Consider the following 16,011-nt stretch of genomic DNA (forward strand, 5'->3'; position numbering starts at 1 on the left):
TCCTGTGCGCCTGGTCGATCAGCGGCGGCTACTGACCTCAGCCGGCACATCGTCCCCGGCCATGCGCTTGCGGAACAGTGCGGTGCGAGCCAGCAGCAGCGTGGTCACCGGCACCGTGATCGCCAACAAAATCGGAATCAACCACCCGTGCAGCACCGGCGCGGATTTGAGCACCGAAAAGTAGATAATCGACGCCAACGCCACGCACCACGCGCCCAACGTCGAGGCCAGCGCCGGTGGGTGCATGCGCTGGAAGAAGTCCTTCATGCGCAACAAGCCAATCGCGCCGATCAGTGCAAACAGGCTGCTCAGCACCAGCAGCACGGCCACGCTCACTTCAACCCATAACGGCATCATTCAATCACCTCGCCACGCAGCAGGAATTTCGCCAGGGCGAACGACCCGACAAAGCCAAACAGTGCAATCAGCAGCGCTGCTTCAAAGTAGGTGTCACTCGCGTAACGAATGCCAAGCACCAGCATCATCAGCATCGCCAGGATGTACAGGTAGTCCAGCGCCAGAACCCGGTCCTGGGCCGACGGGCCTTTGAACAGGCGCAGCAGGGTCAGCACCATGGCCAGGGAGAACAGGAACAGGCTGACCAGGATCGCATTGGAGAGCAGGGCGCTCATTCGAAGATCTCCATCAGGGGCCGTTCATAGGCGTGTTTGAAGTGCTGGATAAACTGCGCTTCGTCATCCAGGTCGAAGACGTGGATCAGCAGAATACTGCGGTCCAGCGCCAGTTCCGACCAGACGGTGCCGGGGGTGACACTGGTGATCATCGACAGCACGGCCAGGCCGTTGGCGTCGCGCAGGTCCAACGGGACTTTGATAAAGCGCGAGCGCGGTGGCCGCGAACCGCAGGTCAGCACGCCCCAGGCCACGTGCAGGTTGGAGATGATCACGTCACGGCCCACCAGCAGGAACAGGCGGATGATCACGCCGGGGCGGCGGATGCGGATCGGCAACGGGCGCAACGGCGCCATCAGCAACGGGGCGAGAAAACCCATCAGCGCGCCCAGCAGCAGGTTGCCGGGGCTGACCGACAGGTTCAACACCAGCCACAACAGCCACAACGCCAGCGACAACCACGGAGCAGGCAACAGACGCTTCATGGCTGCACCTCCAGGGCGGCGGCCTTGGCTTCAGGGCTGGGGATCGGGCGCGTCGCCATCACCGCCATCACATAGTGTTCCGGGTTGTTCAGGCTTTCGGCGGTGGCCTGGGTGTAGCGCATCAACGGCTCGGCCTTGAACGTCAGGAGGATGCTCAGGCCGAGCAGGAAGAAGATCGGCACGCACTCGTAGCGGCGCAGCAGCGGCGAGGGGCGCTCTTCCGGGGTCCAGAAGCGCTGGATGCCCAGGCGGGCGAAGGCGATCAGCGAGGCCAGCCCCGACAGAATCAGCAACGTCACCAAGCCCCAGGCGGCCGGGCGGATCGGCTCGTCCACGGCGTTGCCCAGGCCCATTGGGTTAACCAATGCGCTCAACAGGCTGAGCTTGCCGATAAAGCCGGACAGCGGCGGCATGCCGATAATCAGCAGCGCACAGGCGACAAAACTCAAGCCGAGGAAGGCCATGGTCCAGGGAATTACCTGGCCGACCACGGCTTTCTGTTCATCGTCGAGGTTCACGCCAGGGCGCGGATGCAGCGATTCCATGGCCTTGGGCAGCGCGTCGATTTCCTCATCCAAGGGAAGGTCATTGGCGGAGCGCGAACGCTCGATCAGTTCAGCCAGCAGGAACAGCGCGCTCAATGCCAGCGTCGAGCTGACCAGATAGAACAACGCACCGGCGGTCAGGCTCGGCTGGGCAAAACCTACAGCCGACAGCAGGATCCCGGCGGACACCAAAATGCTCAAGCTCGCCATACGCTCCAGGCGTTGCGCCGCCACCATCGCCAGTGCCGCGCAAATGATCGTCGCCATGCCGCCGTACACCAGCCAGTCGCCGCCGAACAGCGCCGAGGCACCGGCCTGGCCGGAGAACAGCAGCGTCCACAGGCGCAGCACGGTGTAGACGCCAACCTTGGTCATGATCGCAAACATCGCCGCCACCGGCGCGCTGGCCGAGGAATAGGCGGGCGCCAGCCAGAAGTTCAGCGGCCACATGCCGGCTTTGGCCAGGAAGGCAGTCGCCAGGATCGCCGCACCGGCGTGCAACAGGCCACGATCAGCCTCCGGCACCAGGGGGATTTTCAGCGCCAGGTCGGCAAAGTTCAGCGTGCCGGTGACGCCGTAGATCATCGCCGCGCCGATCAGGAACAGTGACGAGGCCAGCAGGTTGATCGCGATGTAATGCAGCCCCGACGACACCCGCGCGCGGCCCGAGCCATGCAACATCAAGCCGTAGGACGCCGCCAGCAGCACTTCGAAGAACACAAACAGGTTGAACAAGTCGGCCGTGAGGAAGGCGCCGTACAGGCCCATCATCTGGATCTGGAACAGCGCGTGGAAACTGGTGCCGGCGCGGTCCCAGCGGGCCATGGCGAACAGCAGCGCACTCACGCCGATGATCCCGGTCAGCACCAGCATCATCGCCGACAGCGGGTCCACCACCAGCACAATGCCGAACGGCACCTGCCAGTTGCCCGGCAGGTACACGCCGATCGAGCCGGGGCCGCCTTGCTGGGTCAAGTACAGCAGCAGGATGGCGATGCCCAGGCCGATGGCACTGGAGAACAGATTGATTTTAGCCTTCAGCGGGCGGCGTTTTTCGCCGAGCATCAGCATCAGCGCGGCGGTCAGCAACGGCAGCAGGATCGGCGCGACGATCAGTTGATTCATCCACGTCATTCCTTGGGCTCCCGGCCGTCTACATGGTCAGTGCCGGTCAAGCCTCGGGAGGCCAGCAGCACCACCAGGAACAACGCCGTCATGGCGAAGCTGATCACGATGGCGGTCAGCACCAGGGCCTGGGGCAGGGGGTCGGTGTAGTTGAGCAGGTCTTGCGGCACGCCGTCCTTGATGATCGGCTCCTTGCCGATAAACAGGCTGCCCATGCTGAAAATGAACAGGTTGACCCCGTACGACAGCAAGCACAGGCCCATGACGACCTGGAACGTCCGTGGCCGCAGGATCAACCAGACGCCGGAGGCCGCCAGGACCCCAATGGCAATTGCGATGACTTCTTCCATCAGGCGGCTCCTTCCGTAGCGGCAACGGCTTTGGCCTGGTTGCTCGGTTTGTGGGCCCGCACGGATTGGTGACCGAGGGCGGTGAGCATCAGCAGCGTGGAACCAACGACCATGGCGTACACGCCGACGTCGAAGAACAGCGCGCTGGCGACATGGATATCGCCGAGCACCGGCAGGCTGAAATGCCAAGTGTGGGTGGTGAGGAACGGGTAACCGGCAAACAGCGCGCCAAGCCCGGTGAGGGTCGCCGAGAGCAGGCCGAAGCCCATCCAGCGCATCGGCCGCAGGCTCATTTGCGCCTCGACCCACTGGGTGCCTGCCACCATGTATTGCAGGATGAACGCCACCGACATCACAAGGCCTGCGACGAAACCGCCGCCCGGCTGGTTGTGGCCGCGCATGAACAGGTAGAACGACACCACCAGCGCAATCGGCAGCAGCAGGCGTACCAGCACCGCCGGCACCATCATGAACCCCAGCGCGGTATCGCTGGCCTGGCGTGGGTTGACCAGATCAGTCGCCACGTCCGGCGCCAGTTGGCGTTGTTGTGCAGGCAGTTGCATGCTTTCTTTTGATGGGCGGAAGCGGCGCAGCAGGGCGTACACGGTCAAGGCCACGGCGCCAAGCACGGTGATTTCGCCGAGGGTGTCGAAGCCCCGGAAGTCCACCAGCATCACATTGACCACATTGCTGCCGCCGCCTTCGGGCAGTGCGCGGCTCAAGTAGAACGAGGAAATGTCGTTGGGTGTCTGGCGCGTCAGCATCGCGTAGGACAGCAACGCCATGCCGCCGCCGACCACGGTGGACAGCAGGAAGTCACGCAGGCGGCGAATGCGCGCCTTGCGCAGCGAGCTGGGCAGTGGCGAGACTTCTTCGATCCGCCGTGGCAGCCAGCGCAGGCCCAGCAGGATCAGCACGGTGGTCACCACTTCGACCACCAACTGCGTCAACGCCAGGTCCGGGGCCGAGAACCACACGAACGTAATGCAGGTCATCAGGCCGCATACGCTGACCATGGTCAGGGCTGCCAGCCGGTGATACTTGGCTTGCCAGGCGGCGCCGAGGGCACAGGCGATTGCCAGCAGCCACAGGGTCACAAACACAATCGACCCCGGGATTTTTGGCCGGTCGCCCCAGCTGAGGCCGCTGTTGAGCATTGGGATCAAGCCTGCAATCACTGCCGCCAGCACCAGCAGGAACAGCTGGGTTTGCAGGCGCTTGGTGCTGATGCGTTTCTCGATCCTGCGCACACCGCGCATCATCACCACCAGGCTGCGCTCGAACATGCGCTTGCCGTTGAAGTAGCTGATGATCGGCGGGTATTTGAAGCGGCCGCGCTTGAGTTGTTTGCGCAGCATCAGGTAGAGCATCACACCGCCGGACATGGCCACCAGGCTCATGATCATCGGCGCGTTCCAGCCGTGCCAGATCGCCAGGCTGTACTCGGGCAGCACGCCACCCACCACCGGCAGCGCGGCGGCGGCGAGGATCGAACCGACCACCTGGGCCGGGAAGATGCCCACCAGCAGGCAGGTGAACACCAGCAACTCAACCGGCGCACGCATCCAGCGCGGTGGTTCGTGCGGTGTGTGCGGCAGGTCGGTGGCGGGCGGGCCGAAGAACACATCGACCGTGAAGCGCAACGCGTAGGCGACACTGAAGGTGCCGGCGATGGTCGCAATCGCCGGCAGGGCGATTTCCACCCAGGCGGTCGAGGTAATGAATACGGTTTCGGCGAAGAACATCTCTTTGGACAGGAAGCCATTGAGCAACGGCACGCCAGCCATCGACGCACTGGCCACCATCGCCAGGGTCGCGGTAAACGGGATCAGCCGCACCAGGCCGCTGAGCTTGCGAATATCGCGGGTGCCGCTTTCGTGGTCGATGATGCCCGCGGCCATGAACAGCGAGGCTTTGAAGGTGGCGTGGTTGAGAATATGGAACACCGCAGCGACGGCAGCCAGCGGGCTGTTGAGGCCCAGCAACAGGGTGATCAGCCCGAGGTGGCTGATGGTGGAGTAGGCCAGCAGGCCTTTGAGATCATTTTGGAACATGGCGCAGTAAGCGCCGAGGAGGAGGGTGATGGCGCCGGCACCGCCGACGATCCAGAACCATTCTTCGCTGCCGGACAGTGACGGCCACAGGCGGGCCAGCAGGAACACGCCGGCCTTCACCATCGTCGCCGAATGCAGGTACGCCGACACCGGCGTGGGTGCCGCCATCGCGTGGGGTAGCCAGAAGTGGAAGGGGAATTGTGCGCTTTTGCTCAAGGCGCCGATCAGCACCAGGGCCAGCATGACCGGGTACAGCGAATGCGCGCGAATCTGATCGCCCGCCGCCAGCACCTGGTCCAGGTCATAGCTGCCGACGATATGCCCCAGCAGCATCACGCCCGCCAGCAGGCACAAACCGCCCGCACCGGTGACCATCAGCGCCATATAGGCACCGCGCCTGGCATCGGCGCGGTGGTGCCAATAGCCGATCAACAGGAACGAGAACAGGCTGGTCAGTTCCCAGAAGAACACGATCTGGATCAGGTTGCCGGAAATCACCAGCCCGAGCATGGCGCCCATAAAGGCCAGGAAAAACGCGAAGAAACGCGGTACCGGATCGTCCGGCGACATGTAATAGCGCGCATACAGCGACACCAGCGAGCCGATGCCCAGCACCAGCATCGAGAACAGCCAGGCGAACCCATCCATGCGCAACACGAAGTTCAGCCCAAGGCTGGGCAACCACATGAATTCTTCGCGGATCACGCCACCATGGGCGATCTGGGGGTACAACAGGGCGACTTGAATGGTGCCGACCAGGGCCACAAGGCCAGCCAACAGGGATTCGGTGTTACGTGCATTGTGCGGCAGCAAGGCCGCCAGACAGCTGCCAATAAAAGGCAGAAGCAGTAGAACTATCAGGGACATAGGCTTCTAATCTGCGGGAGTTTGGGATGCATCATACGTGCCGCTTTCTCGATCACCAAACGGCAAGATGTGGCAGGATCCTACAAAGTAGGCTGAAAACCCCTGTTTCGCATTGTTTCAGCGGGTCCCTGTCCACCTGGCACCACCGCCCCCTGTGGGAGCCGGGCTTGCCCGCGATGGCGATCCGACAGCCACCACAAACCGTCAGACCTTACCCCTGCTGTTCCTGTTCCCTTTCATCTTGCAGTTCGATGGCCTTCTGCCCCTTGGTCTTCAACTCACTGACAATCACCGCCGCCACAATCAACGCCGCGCCCACCATCGCAATCGGCGGGAAGCGTTCCCCGGCGATCCGCCCGATCACGCCGGCCCAGACTGGCTCACCGGCGTAGATCAAGGTGGCACGTGTCGGCGAGACACTTTGCTGCGCCCAGTTCATCGCGACCTGGATCACCGCGCTGGTCAAGCCCAGGCCTACCGCACTGAACACCAGCAGCCAGGAGAACCCCGGCAAGGCCTCACCCATTGGCACCACCATCAGAAACGACAGCAGCGACGCCGTGGCCAACTGCACCACCGTCACCCGGCGCACATCCACCTGCCCGGCAAACGCGCTGATCAGAATGATTTCGGCGGCCACCGCGACCGCACAGATCAGCGTGGCGATTTCGCCGGGGCTGAAGTTCAGCGAGGCGCCGGCCGGGCCGGTGAGCAACATCAACCCGGTAAACGCCAGCATGATGCCGATGGCCGGCATCAGCGCCGGGCGCCGACCGAGTACCAACCACTGCAACAGCGGTACAAAGGGTACATACAGCGCCGTGATAAACGCCGACTGGCTGCTCGGAATCGTCTGCAAGCCAATGGTCTGCATGCCATAGCCGAACATGATCGAGGTGCCAATGAAGGCACCGGCTTTCAATTCAAACCAGGTCAGGTCGCGCAGGGTGCGCAACGAAAAGAACCCGACCACGATGGCCGCCGCCGCAAACCGCAGGCCCACGAAAAACATCGGCCCGCTGACGGTCATCGCATGCTGCACCAGCAAAAAGGTGCCGCCCCAGATCATGGTGATCACCACCAGGATGCATTCGGCTTTGCTGAAACGGTTGAAACGTGAAGAAGCGTTCGGGGCAGTCATGGCGGCTCGGTCTTGCAAGGGAAAGGCACGGACCGCACAATGCGCCGCACGCTGGGCAGTATACTGCGCACACCTACCTTATGAGCAATATAGTGCACAAAGAAAATCCACAACGCGCTTCGGTCCTGCAACACGTCAGCCAGAATGTGCGTCGTTTGCGGCATGCTGCCGACCTGAGCCAGACCGCGCTATCGGAAAAGTCCGGGGTCAGCCGGCGCATGCTGGTGGCTATCGAGGCGGGCGAGAAGAATGTCAGTTTGTCGACCCTGGATCGCGTGGCCGAAGCCTTGGACGTGGCCTTCAGCGACCTGATCCAGGCCCCGGATGCCGGCGACCACAGCCGCATCAACGAGTTGGCCTGGGCCGGTGAAATCCCCGGCAGTAAAGCCGTGCTGCTGGCCAAGGCCACGGCGCGGCGTGAGGTCGAGTTGTGGGAGATGCACCTGGAACCAGGCGATCGCTACAACCCCGACCCCGACCCGGACGGCTGGAGCGTGCAGCTGTTTGTGTTCGAAGGCTGCCTCACGCTTTTGGTCGGCGATGAGGAAAAGCGCGTCGCCGCCGGTGAGTTCTACATGTTCGCCAGCCGTCACGTTCACGGCTATCGCAATGACGGCGACGTGCCGGTGCGCTTTGTACGCAACGTGGTGATCTAACTGTCTGCCAGGCAACAGTGGATGGACACTTTGCTCGTCTGCAAGCGCGCTCGTTTCAAGGTTTTAGCCGCAAACCGCTGATTTTATTGCCGATTACATTCAGGCACGACTCCTGCAATCACTCCGTTATCCCATCGGAGCCTGGAGTCGGCCCATGTCAGCCCACCCTCAACACCCAGCCCATATCATTCGCTCGGATGCCGAAGCCATCGAGGTGGCCACGCGTTTGGCTGCCCGCTTCGCCATCGACGCCAGCGTGCGCGACCGCGAGCGGCGCCTGCCGGTGGACGAGCTCGAAGAGTTCTCTGCCAGCGGCCTGTGGGGCATCACCATTCCCAAGGCCTACGGCGGCGCTGAGGTGTCCTATGTGACGGTGGCCGAGGTGATCAAAGTGATCTCCGCCGCCGACCCTTCACTGGGGCAAATCCCACAGAACCACCTGGGTGTTATCGACATCCTCCTGCAAACCGCCAGCGAGGAACAAAAGCGCCATTACTTCGGCAAGGTCTTGGCGGGCTACCGTTTCGGCAATGCCTTTTCCGAAGCCAAGAGCAAAAACGCCGGCACCTTCGACACCCAGATTCGGTTTGACGGCGACACCGCGCAAATAAACGGCGAGAAGTTCTACTGCACCGGCGCGTTGTTCGCCCACATCGTGCCTACGGTCGGCAACAATGAAAACGGCCAGGCCTTTATTGCCTTCGTCGAACGCAATGCGCCGGGCCTCACAGTGATCGATAGCTGGGACGGCTTTGGTCAGCGCACCACCGCCAGCGGCGGCGTGACCCTCGACGGCGTGACCGTGCCGCGCACCGCGGTGATCCCGGCGCACCTGGCGTTTGACCAGCCTACCGCGAATGGCCCGATCTCCCAGATCATCCAGGCCGCCGTCGACACCGGCATCGCCCTTGGCGCGCTGGAACAGGCAAAAAACTACGCGCGCCAGGCGCGGCCCTGGATCGACAGCCAACAGGAACACGGCTGGCAAGACCCCTTCACCATCGCCGCCATCGGTGACCTGCAATGGCGCGTGCACGGCACCGAAGCCATTCTCGCCAAGGCCGGCAAGGCGGTCGACCGTGCCCTGGCCGAGCCGAATGAAGACACCGTGGCCCAGGCTTCGCTGGTGGTCGCCCAGGCGAAAGTGTTGTCGGCCGAAACCGCCTTGCTCGTCAGCAGCAAGCTGTTCGAACTGGCCGGCACGCGTTCGGTCACCGCCAAGCACAACCTCGACCGCTTCTGGCGCAATGCGCGCACCCATACCTTGCACGACCCGGCGCGCTGGAAATACCACCTGATCGGCAACTTCGTGCTCAACGGCGTGAAGCCTGCGCGCCACGCCTGGAACTGAGGAACCTGCCCCATGACTGCACTGAATCAAGCGCGTCAACTGCTGCAAAGCACCCGTCGCGCAGTGGAAACAAGCGATGACCCTTACGTGATCAGCCGCTTCGGCGACTGGCAGATTCGCGTCGATGTGGCCGCCGCCTTGCTGGAACGCGCCGAAACCCATCCAAGCCCGGTCGCAGTGACCGAAGCGCAAATCGCTGCCGCCGAAGCGCTGATTTTCGCCAGCAACGCCGAATTCGAACTCACCGGCCAACGCACCGCGCTGCTGCCCAGCCTGGATGATCCGTTGCGCTGGAAATACCAGATCGTCGGCAACTACCACCTCAACGGAGTGCGTTGATGTCCCGTGAAATCCGCTTGAATGCCTTCGACATGAACTGCGTCGGCCACCAATCCCCCGGCCTGTGGGCGCACCCGCGTGATCGCTCGTGGCAGTACAAAGACCTGGAATACTGGACCGACCTGGCCAAAATCCTCGAGCGCGGCAAGTTCGACGGCCTGTTTATCGCCGACGTGCTGGGCATCTACGACGTGTACAACGGCAACGGCGACGCGGCGATTCGCCAGGCCGCCCAGGTGCCGGTCAATGACCCGCTGTCACTGATCGCGCCGATGGCGCTGGTCACCGAACACCTGGGTTTCGGCCTGACGGCCTCGTTGTCGTTCGAGCATCCGTACCCGTTTGCCCGCCGCCTGTCGACCCTCGATCACCTGACCAAGGGCCGTATCGGCTGGAACATCGTCACCTCGTATCTGGAAAGCGGCGCCAAGAACCTCGGCCAGAAAGCCCAGACCGAACACGACGCGCGCTACGACTACGCCGAGGAATACCTGGAGGTTTGCTACAAGCTCTGGGAAGGCAGCTGGGAGGAGGGTGCGGTACTGCGTGACCGCGAGCGGCGAATTTTCAGCGACCCGAGCAAAATCCACGAGATCCGCCACGTCGGCAAGCACTTCCAGGTGCCCGGCATTCACCTGTGCGAGCCGTCGCCGCAGCGCACACCCGTGCTGTACCAGGCCGGCGCGTCCAGCCGTGGCAAGCAGTTCGCCGCCGAGCAGGCCGAGTGCGTATTCGTGGCGGCGCCGTCCAAGGTGCTGCTGAAAAAAACCGTCGCCGACATCCGCCGCCGTGCGGCTGAGGCTGGGCGTGATCCGAAGAAAATTCTGATTTTCAATTTGCAGACGGTGATCGTCGGCGAGACCGACGCCAAGGCCAAGGCCAAGTTCGACGAATACAAATCCTACGTCAGCTACGAAGGCGCGATGGCGCTGATTTCCGGCTGGACCGGCATCGACTTCAGCCAGTTCAAGCCGGATGAGCCGCTCAAGCACGTGCACACCAATGCGATTCAGTCGGCGGTGGAAGCCTTCTCCACGGCGGACCCGAACAAAGTGTGGACGCCAAACGAGCTGGCCGACTGGGTCGGCATCGGCGGCTTTGGCCCGTTGTTTGTCGGCGGCCCGGAAACCGTGGCCGACCTGCTGCAGGAATGGGTCGAAGAGACCGACGTGGACGGCTTCAACCTCGCCTATGCACTGACCCATGAAACCTTTATCGACGCCGTGGACCTGCTGGTGCCGGAGCTGCAAAAGCGTGGCGTGTACAAAACCGAATACGCCCAGGGCACCTTGCGCGAGAAGTTGTTTGGCGATGGAGCGCGATTGGGGGCGAACCACCCGGGCGCCGGTTACCGCGATCTCAAAGCCACCACCCTCTAACTGAAACACCTCGGTCAATGTGGGAGCTGGCAAGCCAGCTCCCACAGTAGAACGGTGTTGATCCAAATTACTCAGCCAGCGGACCACCGCACGCACATCACTTGAATAGGAGCATTACCCCTATGAGCGTGCACGAACTCAAACGCCCGCTGGCCCTGGAATGGCCTGCCGAGCTGCTCGGCAACCTGCCCAAGGCCTTTGAACAATTGCACCACTGGGCGCAGATCACCCCGTTGCACACCGCCCTGCGCCACAAGCGCCAGGGCCAGTGGTATGCCTGGCGCTGGATCGACGCCTTGCGCGATGTCGAGCGCCTGGCCGATGGGTTGCGCCAGCAAGGTTTCGGCGAGCAATCGCGGCTGGCCCTCAGCGGCGCCTTCGAGCCCAACCTGTTGCTGCTGGCCTTGGCTGCCCAGTCCGTCGGTGGGCAGGTGTTGACCCTGGCCGATGACCTGGAACCCGAAGTTCTGTACCAACAGCTGTGGCGCATTCGCCCCAGCCATTCTTACGCCCAGGGCCGCCAGCAGGTGCGGCACTGGCAGTCCGCCAACCTGGTGGATTTTGCCCAATTGCTCGGCCCCATTGACCCGGCGCAGCACCTGCAGCGTTGGTGGCAACCGAGCGGCGAAACCGTGTTGTGGAGCGAGGAGGGCACCCATTGGCAAGGCGGGCTGGCGGTGGTGCTGGAGCAATGGCTGAACAGCGGCCACGGCCTGGCATTCCCGGAAAGCCTGGCTTCGGCGCGGCGTGATCGCAGTGAAGTCGCACCGACCGGCCTGCTGCTGTCGCCCGAGCGTTTACAGCACCTGGCCGATGATATCGAAAGCCGCCTCGCGCTCCACGGCACTTGGCGCCGACGCTTGTGCGACTGGGCCATCGCCCACCCGCAAAGCGGCCTGCGCCGGTTGCTGAAAAATCGCGTGCGCAGGCTGCTCGGTTTCCAGCGCCTGTCCTCTATCTGGCAACCGCTCAAATCCAGCGCCGAGCCGGTATGGCTGGCCGAATTCAAACGGGACATCGCATGAGCCAGGCCATTCTCCAAGTGCGGGATATCTCGCTGTCGTTCAAAGGCGTCAAGGCCATCAATGCGTTGTCGTTCGAGGTGCAGCGCGGCGAAATCTGCGCGTTGATCGGGCCCAATGGCGCGGGGAAGAGTTCGTTACTCAATGTACTCAACGGCGTGTATCGCTTTGACGCCGGCGAGATCGTGTTTGAGCAACAGCACTTCCAGCGCATCGACCCGCTGGGCGCCGCGCGCCGAGGCATCGGCCGCACGTTCCAGAACAATGCGCTGTTCAAAAAGATGAGCGTGCTCGACAACATCCTTACCGGCCTGTCGCGGCATATGCGCACCACCTTTATCGAACAGGCCCTCGGCTTACCGCGCGCCCGGCGTGAGGCTGAGGCCTTCCGCCTGCGTGGCCAAGCCATCCTTGAATTGCTCGAACTGCAAGCCGATCGCGACGTACTGGTCGGCAACTTGTCCTACGGCCTGCAAAAACGCGTGGAGTTGGGCCGCGCATTGATCGCAGGCCCGAGCCTGTTGCTGCTCGACGAGCCGATGGCCGGGATGAACGCCGAAGAAAAACAGGACATGGCGCGCTTCGTCGCCGACGTAAACCGCGACCTCGGCACCACCGTGGTGTTGATCGAGCACGACATGGGCGTGGTCATGGGCCTGTCCGATCACGTGGTGGTGCTCGACTACGGGCGCAAGGTCGGCGACGGCACGCCCGCCGAGGTGCAGGCCAACCCCGAGGTGATTGCCGCTTACCTGGGAGTCGCACACTGATGACCTTCTTTTTCGAAACCCTGCTCGGCGGCCTGCTCGCCGGCACCCTGTACTCGCTGGTCGCCATCGGCTTCGTGCTGATCTACAAGGCCAGCGGTGTGTTCAATTTCGCCCAGGGTCCGATGCTGCTGTTTGCCGCGCTGACCTTCGTCAGCCTGCATGACCAGGGCGTGCCGTTTGCCCTGGCACTGCTGCTGACGGTGATCGTGATGATCATCGGCGCCTTGCTGATCGAGCGGCTGGTGTTGCGCCCGCTGGTGAACCGCTCGCAGATCACCCTGTTCATGGCCACCTTGGGCCTGTCGTTCATTATCGAAGGCCTGGCCCAAGGCTTGATGGGCTCGCAGGTGCGCGCGCTGGATCTGGGTATCGACGACGTGCCGCTGTTTGTCGGGCCGCTGATGCTCAGCCAGTTCGACCTGATCGCCGCTGCCGCTGCGGTGGTGCTGGTGAGCGTGCTGGCGTTGCTGTTCAACAAGACCCGCATCGGCGTGTCGCTGCGCGCGGTGGCGGATGACACCACGGCGGCGCTGTCCATCGGCATCAACCTCAACCGTATCTGGCAGATCGTCTGGGCCGTGGCCGGGGTGGTCGGGCTGGTGGCGGGGCTGTTGTGGGGCGCGCGCCAGGGCGTGCAGTTTTCGCTGTCGCTGGTGGTGCTCAAGGCCTTGCCGGTATTGATCATCGGCGGCTTTACCTCGATTGGCGGGGCGATCGTCGGCGGGTTGATTGTCGGCGCGGCGGAGAACCTCGCCGAGGTGTATATCGGCCCGCTGATCGGCGGCGGCATCACGCCGTGGTTTGCTTACGTATTGGCCCTGGCCTTCCTGTATATCCGCCCCGCCGGCCTGTTCGGCGAGCGCGCCATCGAGCGAGTCTGAAACCATGTCGATTCCCGTTGCTCAAGTAACCGCGCCGCTGGTGTTGATCCAGCGGCGCGTGCCCTGGGGCCTGATTGGCCTGCTGGCGCTGGCCTTTATCGTGGTGCCGCTGTGGGGCAATGACTATTGGCTCAACGCGATCCTGATTCCCTTCCTGGTGCTGTCCCTGGCCGGGCTGGGCTTGAACCTGCTGACCGGCTACACCGGGCAAACCTCGGTGGGCGCGGCGGGCTTCATGGCCGTTGGTGCGTTCGCCACCTATGGGTTTTTATTGCGCCTGCCGGAGCTGGGCTTGCCGGTGGCGCTGCTCGGCGGCGGCGTGATCAGTGCGTTGGTGGGGCTGCTGTTCGGCTTGCCCAGCTCGCGGATCAAGGGTTTCTATTTGATGGTCACCACGCTGGCCGCACAGTTTTTCCTCGAGTGGCTGTTCGTCAAATTCCCCTGGTTCTACAACTACGGCTCCTCGGGCACCATTTCTGCGCCGAAACTGGCGCTGTTCGGCCATGACCTCAACACCCCGGTTGGCCGCTATCTGCTGACCTTGATTACGGTGCTGCTGTTGACCTGGACCGCCGTCAACCTGGTGCGCAGCCAGGTCGGTCGCAACTGGATGGCGATCCGCGACATGGACACCGCCGCCGCCGTGGTTGGCATTCCGGTGGTGCGCTACAAGCGCCTGGCGTTCGCGGTCAGCTCGTTCTACTTAGGCATCGCCGGCGCGCTGTGGGCCTTCGCCTACCTGGGCACGGCCAGCGCCAGCAGCTTCGATATCAACCGCTCGTTCCAGATCCTGTTCATCATCATTATCGGCGGCATGGGCAGCATTGCCGGTAACTTTGTCGGCGCGGCGTTTATCAGCCTGCTGCCGATTTTCCTCAGCCATGCCGGGCAGGCGTTGTTCGGCGGTTCGGTGGATGCGGGGCAGTTGCAGAACCTGCAGAAAATCATCTTTGGCGTGTTGATCATCGTGTTCCTGATCAAGGAACCCGAGGGCTTGATTCGCCTGTTGCACACCCTTCGCGATCGGCTGCGTCAGTGGCCTCTACGTTTCTGACCCTAAGAGAACCTCCCATGCGTGCATCCTTGAAACGTTCCCTGGTCGGCGCCGCCTTCGCGCTGGCCGCCCTGGCCGGTGCTGTGCCCCAGGCAAGCGCCTCGCCCGACCAGCAATTCATTCCCCTGGCCACTTACCGCGTCGGCGCCTACGCCTCCAGCGGCGTGCAGGTGTGGGCCGGGATGATCGACTACCTGCGTTATATCAACGAGGTTGAAGGCGGCATCAATGGCGTGAAACTGGTGTGGCAGGAATGCGAGACCGAGTGGACGGCAGAGAAGGGCATCGAGTGCTACGAGCGCTTCAAAAATGGCCTGGATGGCGCGCCGGTCGCGGTGTATCAACCCAATGGCGCACCGGCGGCGTATGCGCTGAGCGAGCGCGCCGAGGTCGACAAGATCCCGCTGATCACCCTCGGTTACGGCCGCACTGAAGCCACCGACGGCACCGTGTTCCCGTACAACTTCCCGGTGATGCTGACCTTCTACAGCGAGGCGTCGACATTGGTGAACTACATCGCCCAGCGCGAAGGCGGTTTCGACAAGCTCAAGGGCAAGAAGATCGCCACGGTCTATCACGACTCGGCCTACGGGCGGGAAACTCTCGGCCCGTTGAAGCTGCTGGCGGAGAAATACGGCTTTGAAAACATCCAGATTCCGGTCGCCGATCCCGGCAACGAGCAGTCGGCGCAATGGCGCCAGGTGCGCCAGGCCAATCCTGACTGGGTGTTCCTGCGTACCTGGGGCGTGTCGACGCCGGTTGCGGTGAAGACCGCCGCACGCTTCGGCTTCCCGGTCGATCACATCATCGGCGATATCTGGGCCAGTTCCAGCGAAGACGTGTTGCCGGCCGGCGCTGCTGCCAAAGGCTACCTGGCACTCACCCCATACCCGGCCGGCGCCGACTTCGAGATTCATAAACGCCTCAAGCAATACATCCTCGACAAGGGCCACAGCGACCTCAAAGACCTGAAAAACTTCGGCAGCGTGTACTACAACTCAGGTCTGGTGAACGCCGCCGTGGCGGTGGAAGCCATTCGCACCGGCCAGGCCAAATTCGGCAAACGGCCACTCAATGGCGAAGAAGGCCGCTGGGGCCTGGAGCATCTGAATATCGACGACGCGCGTTTGAAGGACATGGGCTACCTGGGCCTGATGCAGAACCTCAAGCTGTCGTGCCGCGACCACGAAGGTGGCGGTTCGGCGCGCGTGCAGCAGTGGGACGGTGCCAACTGGACGCTGATCAGCGACTGGATCGCCGCCGACCGCGCGTTGTTGCGCCCGTTGATCGATGAAAAGTCCGCCGCCTTCGCCAAGGAAAAAGGCCTGACGCCGCGCACCTGCACCGGGGATGAATAAAC

The 16,011-nt window shown here is 63.0% G+C and carries 16 protein-coding genes; 9 read left to right on the forward strand and 7 right to left on the reverse strand.

What is annotated here, in order from left to right; genetic code table 11:
* Nucleotides 1-18 precede the first annotated feature (18 nt).
* The 7 genes from L8I05_RS04465 to L8I05_RS04495 all read right to left on the reverse strand — a co-directional run bounded on the left by L8I05_RS04465 (nucleotide 19) and on the right by L8I05_RS04495 (nucleotide 7,199).
* Entirely contained in the window at nucleotides 19-357 is a 339-nt protein-coding gene (locus L8I05_RS04465) for a Na+/H+ antiporter subunit G (protein ID WP_159957675.1), read from the reverse strand.
* Nucleotides 354-632 carry a K+/H+ antiporter subunit F gene (locus L8I05_RS04470; RefSeq protein WP_159957673.1) on the reverse strand — a complete coding sequence of 93 codons (279 nt, stop codon included), beginning with the start codon at nucleotides 630-632 and terminating at the stop codon, nucleotides 354-356. Before L8I05_RS04470 ends, L8I05_RS04465 begins: the two co-directional genes overlap by 4 nt.
* On the reverse strand, nucleotides 629-1,117 hold the full coding sequence (locus L8I05_RS04475; RefSeq protein ID WP_242167330.1) for a Na+/H+ antiporter subunit E: 489 nt from the start codon (nucleotides 1,115-1,117) through the stop codon (nucleotides 629-631). The genes L8I05_RS04470 and L8I05_RS04475 overlap by 4 nt, the downstream gene beginning before the upstream one ends.
* A complete protein-coding gene (locus tag L8I05_RS04480; RefSeq protein ID WP_242167331.1) occupies nucleotides 1,114-2,796 on the reverse strand; it encodes a monovalent cation/H+ antiporter subunit D in 1,683 nt (560 codons plus the stop codon). The genes L8I05_RS04475 and L8I05_RS04480 overlap by 4 nt, the downstream gene beginning before the upstream one ends.
* Nucleotides 2,793-3,137, reverse strand: a complete 345-nt coding sequence (locus L8I05_RS04485; RefSeq protein WP_003192163.1) for a Na+/H+ antiporter subunit C — start codon at nucleotides 3,135-3,137, stop codon at nucleotides 2,793-2,795. Before L8I05_RS04485 ends, L8I05_RS04480 begins: the two co-directional genes overlap by 4 nt.
* Nucleotides 3,137-6,058: a monovalent cation/H+ antiporter subunit A gene (locus L8I05_RS04490; RefSeq protein ID WP_242167332.1), complete on the reverse strand. Its 2,922-nt coding sequence runs from the start codon at nucleotides 6,056-6,058 to the stop codon at nucleotides 3,137-3,139. Before L8I05_RS04490 ends, L8I05_RS04485 begins: the two co-directional genes overlap by 1 nt.
* A gap of 211 nt (nucleotides 6,059-6,269) precedes the next feature.
* A complete protein-coding gene (locus L8I05_RS04495) occupies nucleotides 6,270-7,199 on the reverse strand; it encodes a DMT family transporter (protein WP_159957665.1) in 930 nt (309 codons plus the stop codon).
* Nucleotides 7,200-7,291: 92 nt separating this feature from the next.
* Between L8I05_RS04495 and L8I05_RS04500 the strand changes: the two genes are divergently transcribed.
* From L8I05_RS04500 to L8I05_RS04540, 9 genes are all read left to right on the forward strand, one after another.
* A complete protein-coding gene (locus tag L8I05_RS04500; RefSeq protein WP_242167333.1) occupies nucleotides 7,292-7,855 on the forward strand; it encodes an XRE family transcriptional regulator in 564 nt (187 codons plus the stop codon).
* 154 nt (nucleotides 7,856-8,009) lie between these two features.
* Nucleotides 8,010-9,206 (forward strand): SfnB family sulfur acquisition oxidoreductase, encoded by a 1,197-nt coding sequence (locus tag L8I05_RS04505; protein ID WP_242167334.1) that lies wholly within the window; start codon nucleotides 8,010-8,012, stop codon nucleotides 9,204-9,206.
* A 12-nt stretch (nucleotides 9,207-9,218) separates the two neighbouring features.
* Complete coding sequence (locus L8I05_RS04510) at nucleotides 9,219-9,545, forward strand: acyl-CoA dehydrogenase (RefSeq protein WP_242167335.1); 327 nt, start codon at nucleotides 9,219-9,221, stop codon at nucleotides 9,543-9,545.
* Nucleotides 9,545-10,924 carry an LLM class flavin-dependent oxidoreductase gene (locus L8I05_RS04515; RefSeq protein WP_159957657.1) on the forward strand — a complete coding sequence of 460 codons (1,380 nt, stop codon included), beginning with the start codon at nucleotides 9,545-9,547 and terminating at the stop codon, nucleotides 10,922-10,924. The genes L8I05_RS04510 and L8I05_RS04515 overlap by 1 nt, the downstream gene beginning before the upstream one ends.
* Before the next feature lie 122 nt (nucleotides 10,925-11,046).
* Nucleotides 11,047-11,949, forward strand: coding sequence for an acyl-CoA synthetase (locus L8I05_RS04520; RefSeq protein WP_242167336.1), 903 nt, complete (start codon nucleotides 11,047-11,049; stop codon nucleotides 11,947-11,949).
* A complete protein-coding gene (locus L8I05_RS04525; protein ID WP_242167337.1) occupies nucleotides 11,946-12,716 on the forward strand; it encodes an ABC transporter ATP-binding protein in 771 nt (256 codons plus the stop codon). The genes L8I05_RS04520 and L8I05_RS04525 overlap by 4 nt, the downstream gene beginning before the upstream one ends.
* Nucleotides 12,716-13,597: a branched-chain amino acid ABC transporter permease gene (locus L8I05_RS04530; RefSeq protein WP_242167338.1), complete on the forward strand. Its 882-nt coding sequence runs from the start codon at nucleotides 12,716-12,718 to the stop codon at nucleotides 13,595-13,597. Before L8I05_RS04525 ends, L8I05_RS04530 begins: the two co-directional genes overlap by 1 nt.
* A gap of 4 nt (nucleotides 13,598-13,601) precedes the next feature.
* Entirely contained in the window at nucleotides 13,602-14,651 is a 1,050-nt protein-coding gene (locus L8I05_RS04535; RefSeq protein WP_159957649.1) for a branched-chain amino acid ABC transporter permease, read from the forward strand.
* A 17-nt stretch (nucleotides 14,652-14,668) separates the two neighbouring features.
* Complete coding sequence (locus L8I05_RS04540) at nucleotides 14,669-16,009, forward strand: ABC transporter substrate-binding protein (RefSeq protein WP_159957647.1); 1,341 nt, start codon at nucleotides 14,669-14,671, stop codon at nucleotides 16,007-16,009.
* Nucleotides 16,010-16,011: the final 2 nt, after the last annotated feature.

The organism is Pseudomonas sp. MONT-RG-20F-20-E-7-02 (genome assembly GCF_022662395.1).
Taxonomy (GTDB): Bacteria; Pseudomonadota; Gammaproteobacteria; order Pseudomonadales; family Pseudomonadaceae; genus Aquipseudomonas.

Bases quoted from the DNA above. Each gene is read 5' to 3' on its own strand.
- L8I05_RS04465 (WP_159957675.1), bottom strand. From the start codon at position 357: ATGATGCCGTTATGGGTTGAAGTGAGCGTGGCCGTGCTGCTGGTGCTG.
- L8I05_RS04470 (WP_159957673.1), bottom strand. From the start codon at position 632: ATGAGCGCCCTGCTCTCCAATGCGATCCTGGTCAGCCTGTTCCTGTTC.
- L8I05_RS04475 (WP_242167330.1), bottom strand. From the start codon at position 1,117: ATGAAGCGTCTGTTGCCTGCTCCGTGGTTGTCGCTGGCGTTGTGGCTG.
- L8I05_RS04480 (WP_242167331.1), bottom strand. From the start codon at position 2,796: ATGACGTGGATGAATCAACTGATCGTCGCGCCGATCCTGCTGCCGTTG.
- L8I05_RS04485 (WP_003192163.1), bottom strand. From the start codon at position 3,137: ATGGAAGAAGTCATCGCAATTGCCATTGGGGTCCTGGCGGCCTCCGGC.
- L8I05_RS04490 (WP_242167332.1), bottom strand. From the start codon at position 6,058: ATGTCCCTGATAGTTCTACTGCTTCTGCCTTTTATTGGCAGCTGTCTG.
- L8I05_RS04495 (WP_159957665.1), bottom strand. From the start codon at position 7,199: ATGACTGCCCCGAACGCTTCTTCACGTTTCAACCGTTTCAGCAAAGCC.
- L8I05_RS04505 (WP_242167334.1), top strand. From the start codon at position 8,010: ATGTCAGCCCACCCTCAACACCCAGCCCATATCATTCGCTCGGATGCC.
- L8I05_RS04510 (WP_242167335.1), top strand. From the start codon at position 9,219: ATGACTGCACTGAATCAAGCGCGTCAACTGCTGCAAAGCACCCGTCGC.
- L8I05_RS04515 (WP_159957657.1), top strand. From the start codon at position 9,545: ATGTCCCGTGAAATCCGCTTGAATGCCTTCGACATGAACTGCGTCGGC.
- L8I05_RS04520 (WP_242167336.1), top strand. From the start codon at position 11,047: ATGAGCGTGCACGAACTCAAACGCCCGCTGGCCCTGGAATGGCCTGCC.
- L8I05_RS04525 (WP_242167337.1), top strand. From the start codon at position 11,946: ATGAGCCAGGCCATTCTCCAAGTGCGGGATATCTCGCTGTCGTTCAAA.
- L8I05_RS04530 (WP_242167338.1), top strand. From the start codon at position 12,716: ATGACCTTCTTTTTCGAAACCCTGCTCGGCGGCCTGCTCGCCGGCACC.
- L8I05_RS04535 (WP_159957649.1), top strand. From the start codon at position 13,602: ATGTCGATTCCCGTTGCTCAAGTAACCGCGCCGCTGGTGTTGATCCAG.
- L8I05_RS04540 (WP_159957647.1), top strand. From the start codon at position 14,669: ATGCGTGCATCCTTGAAACGTTCCCTGGTCGGCGCCGCCTTCGCGCTG.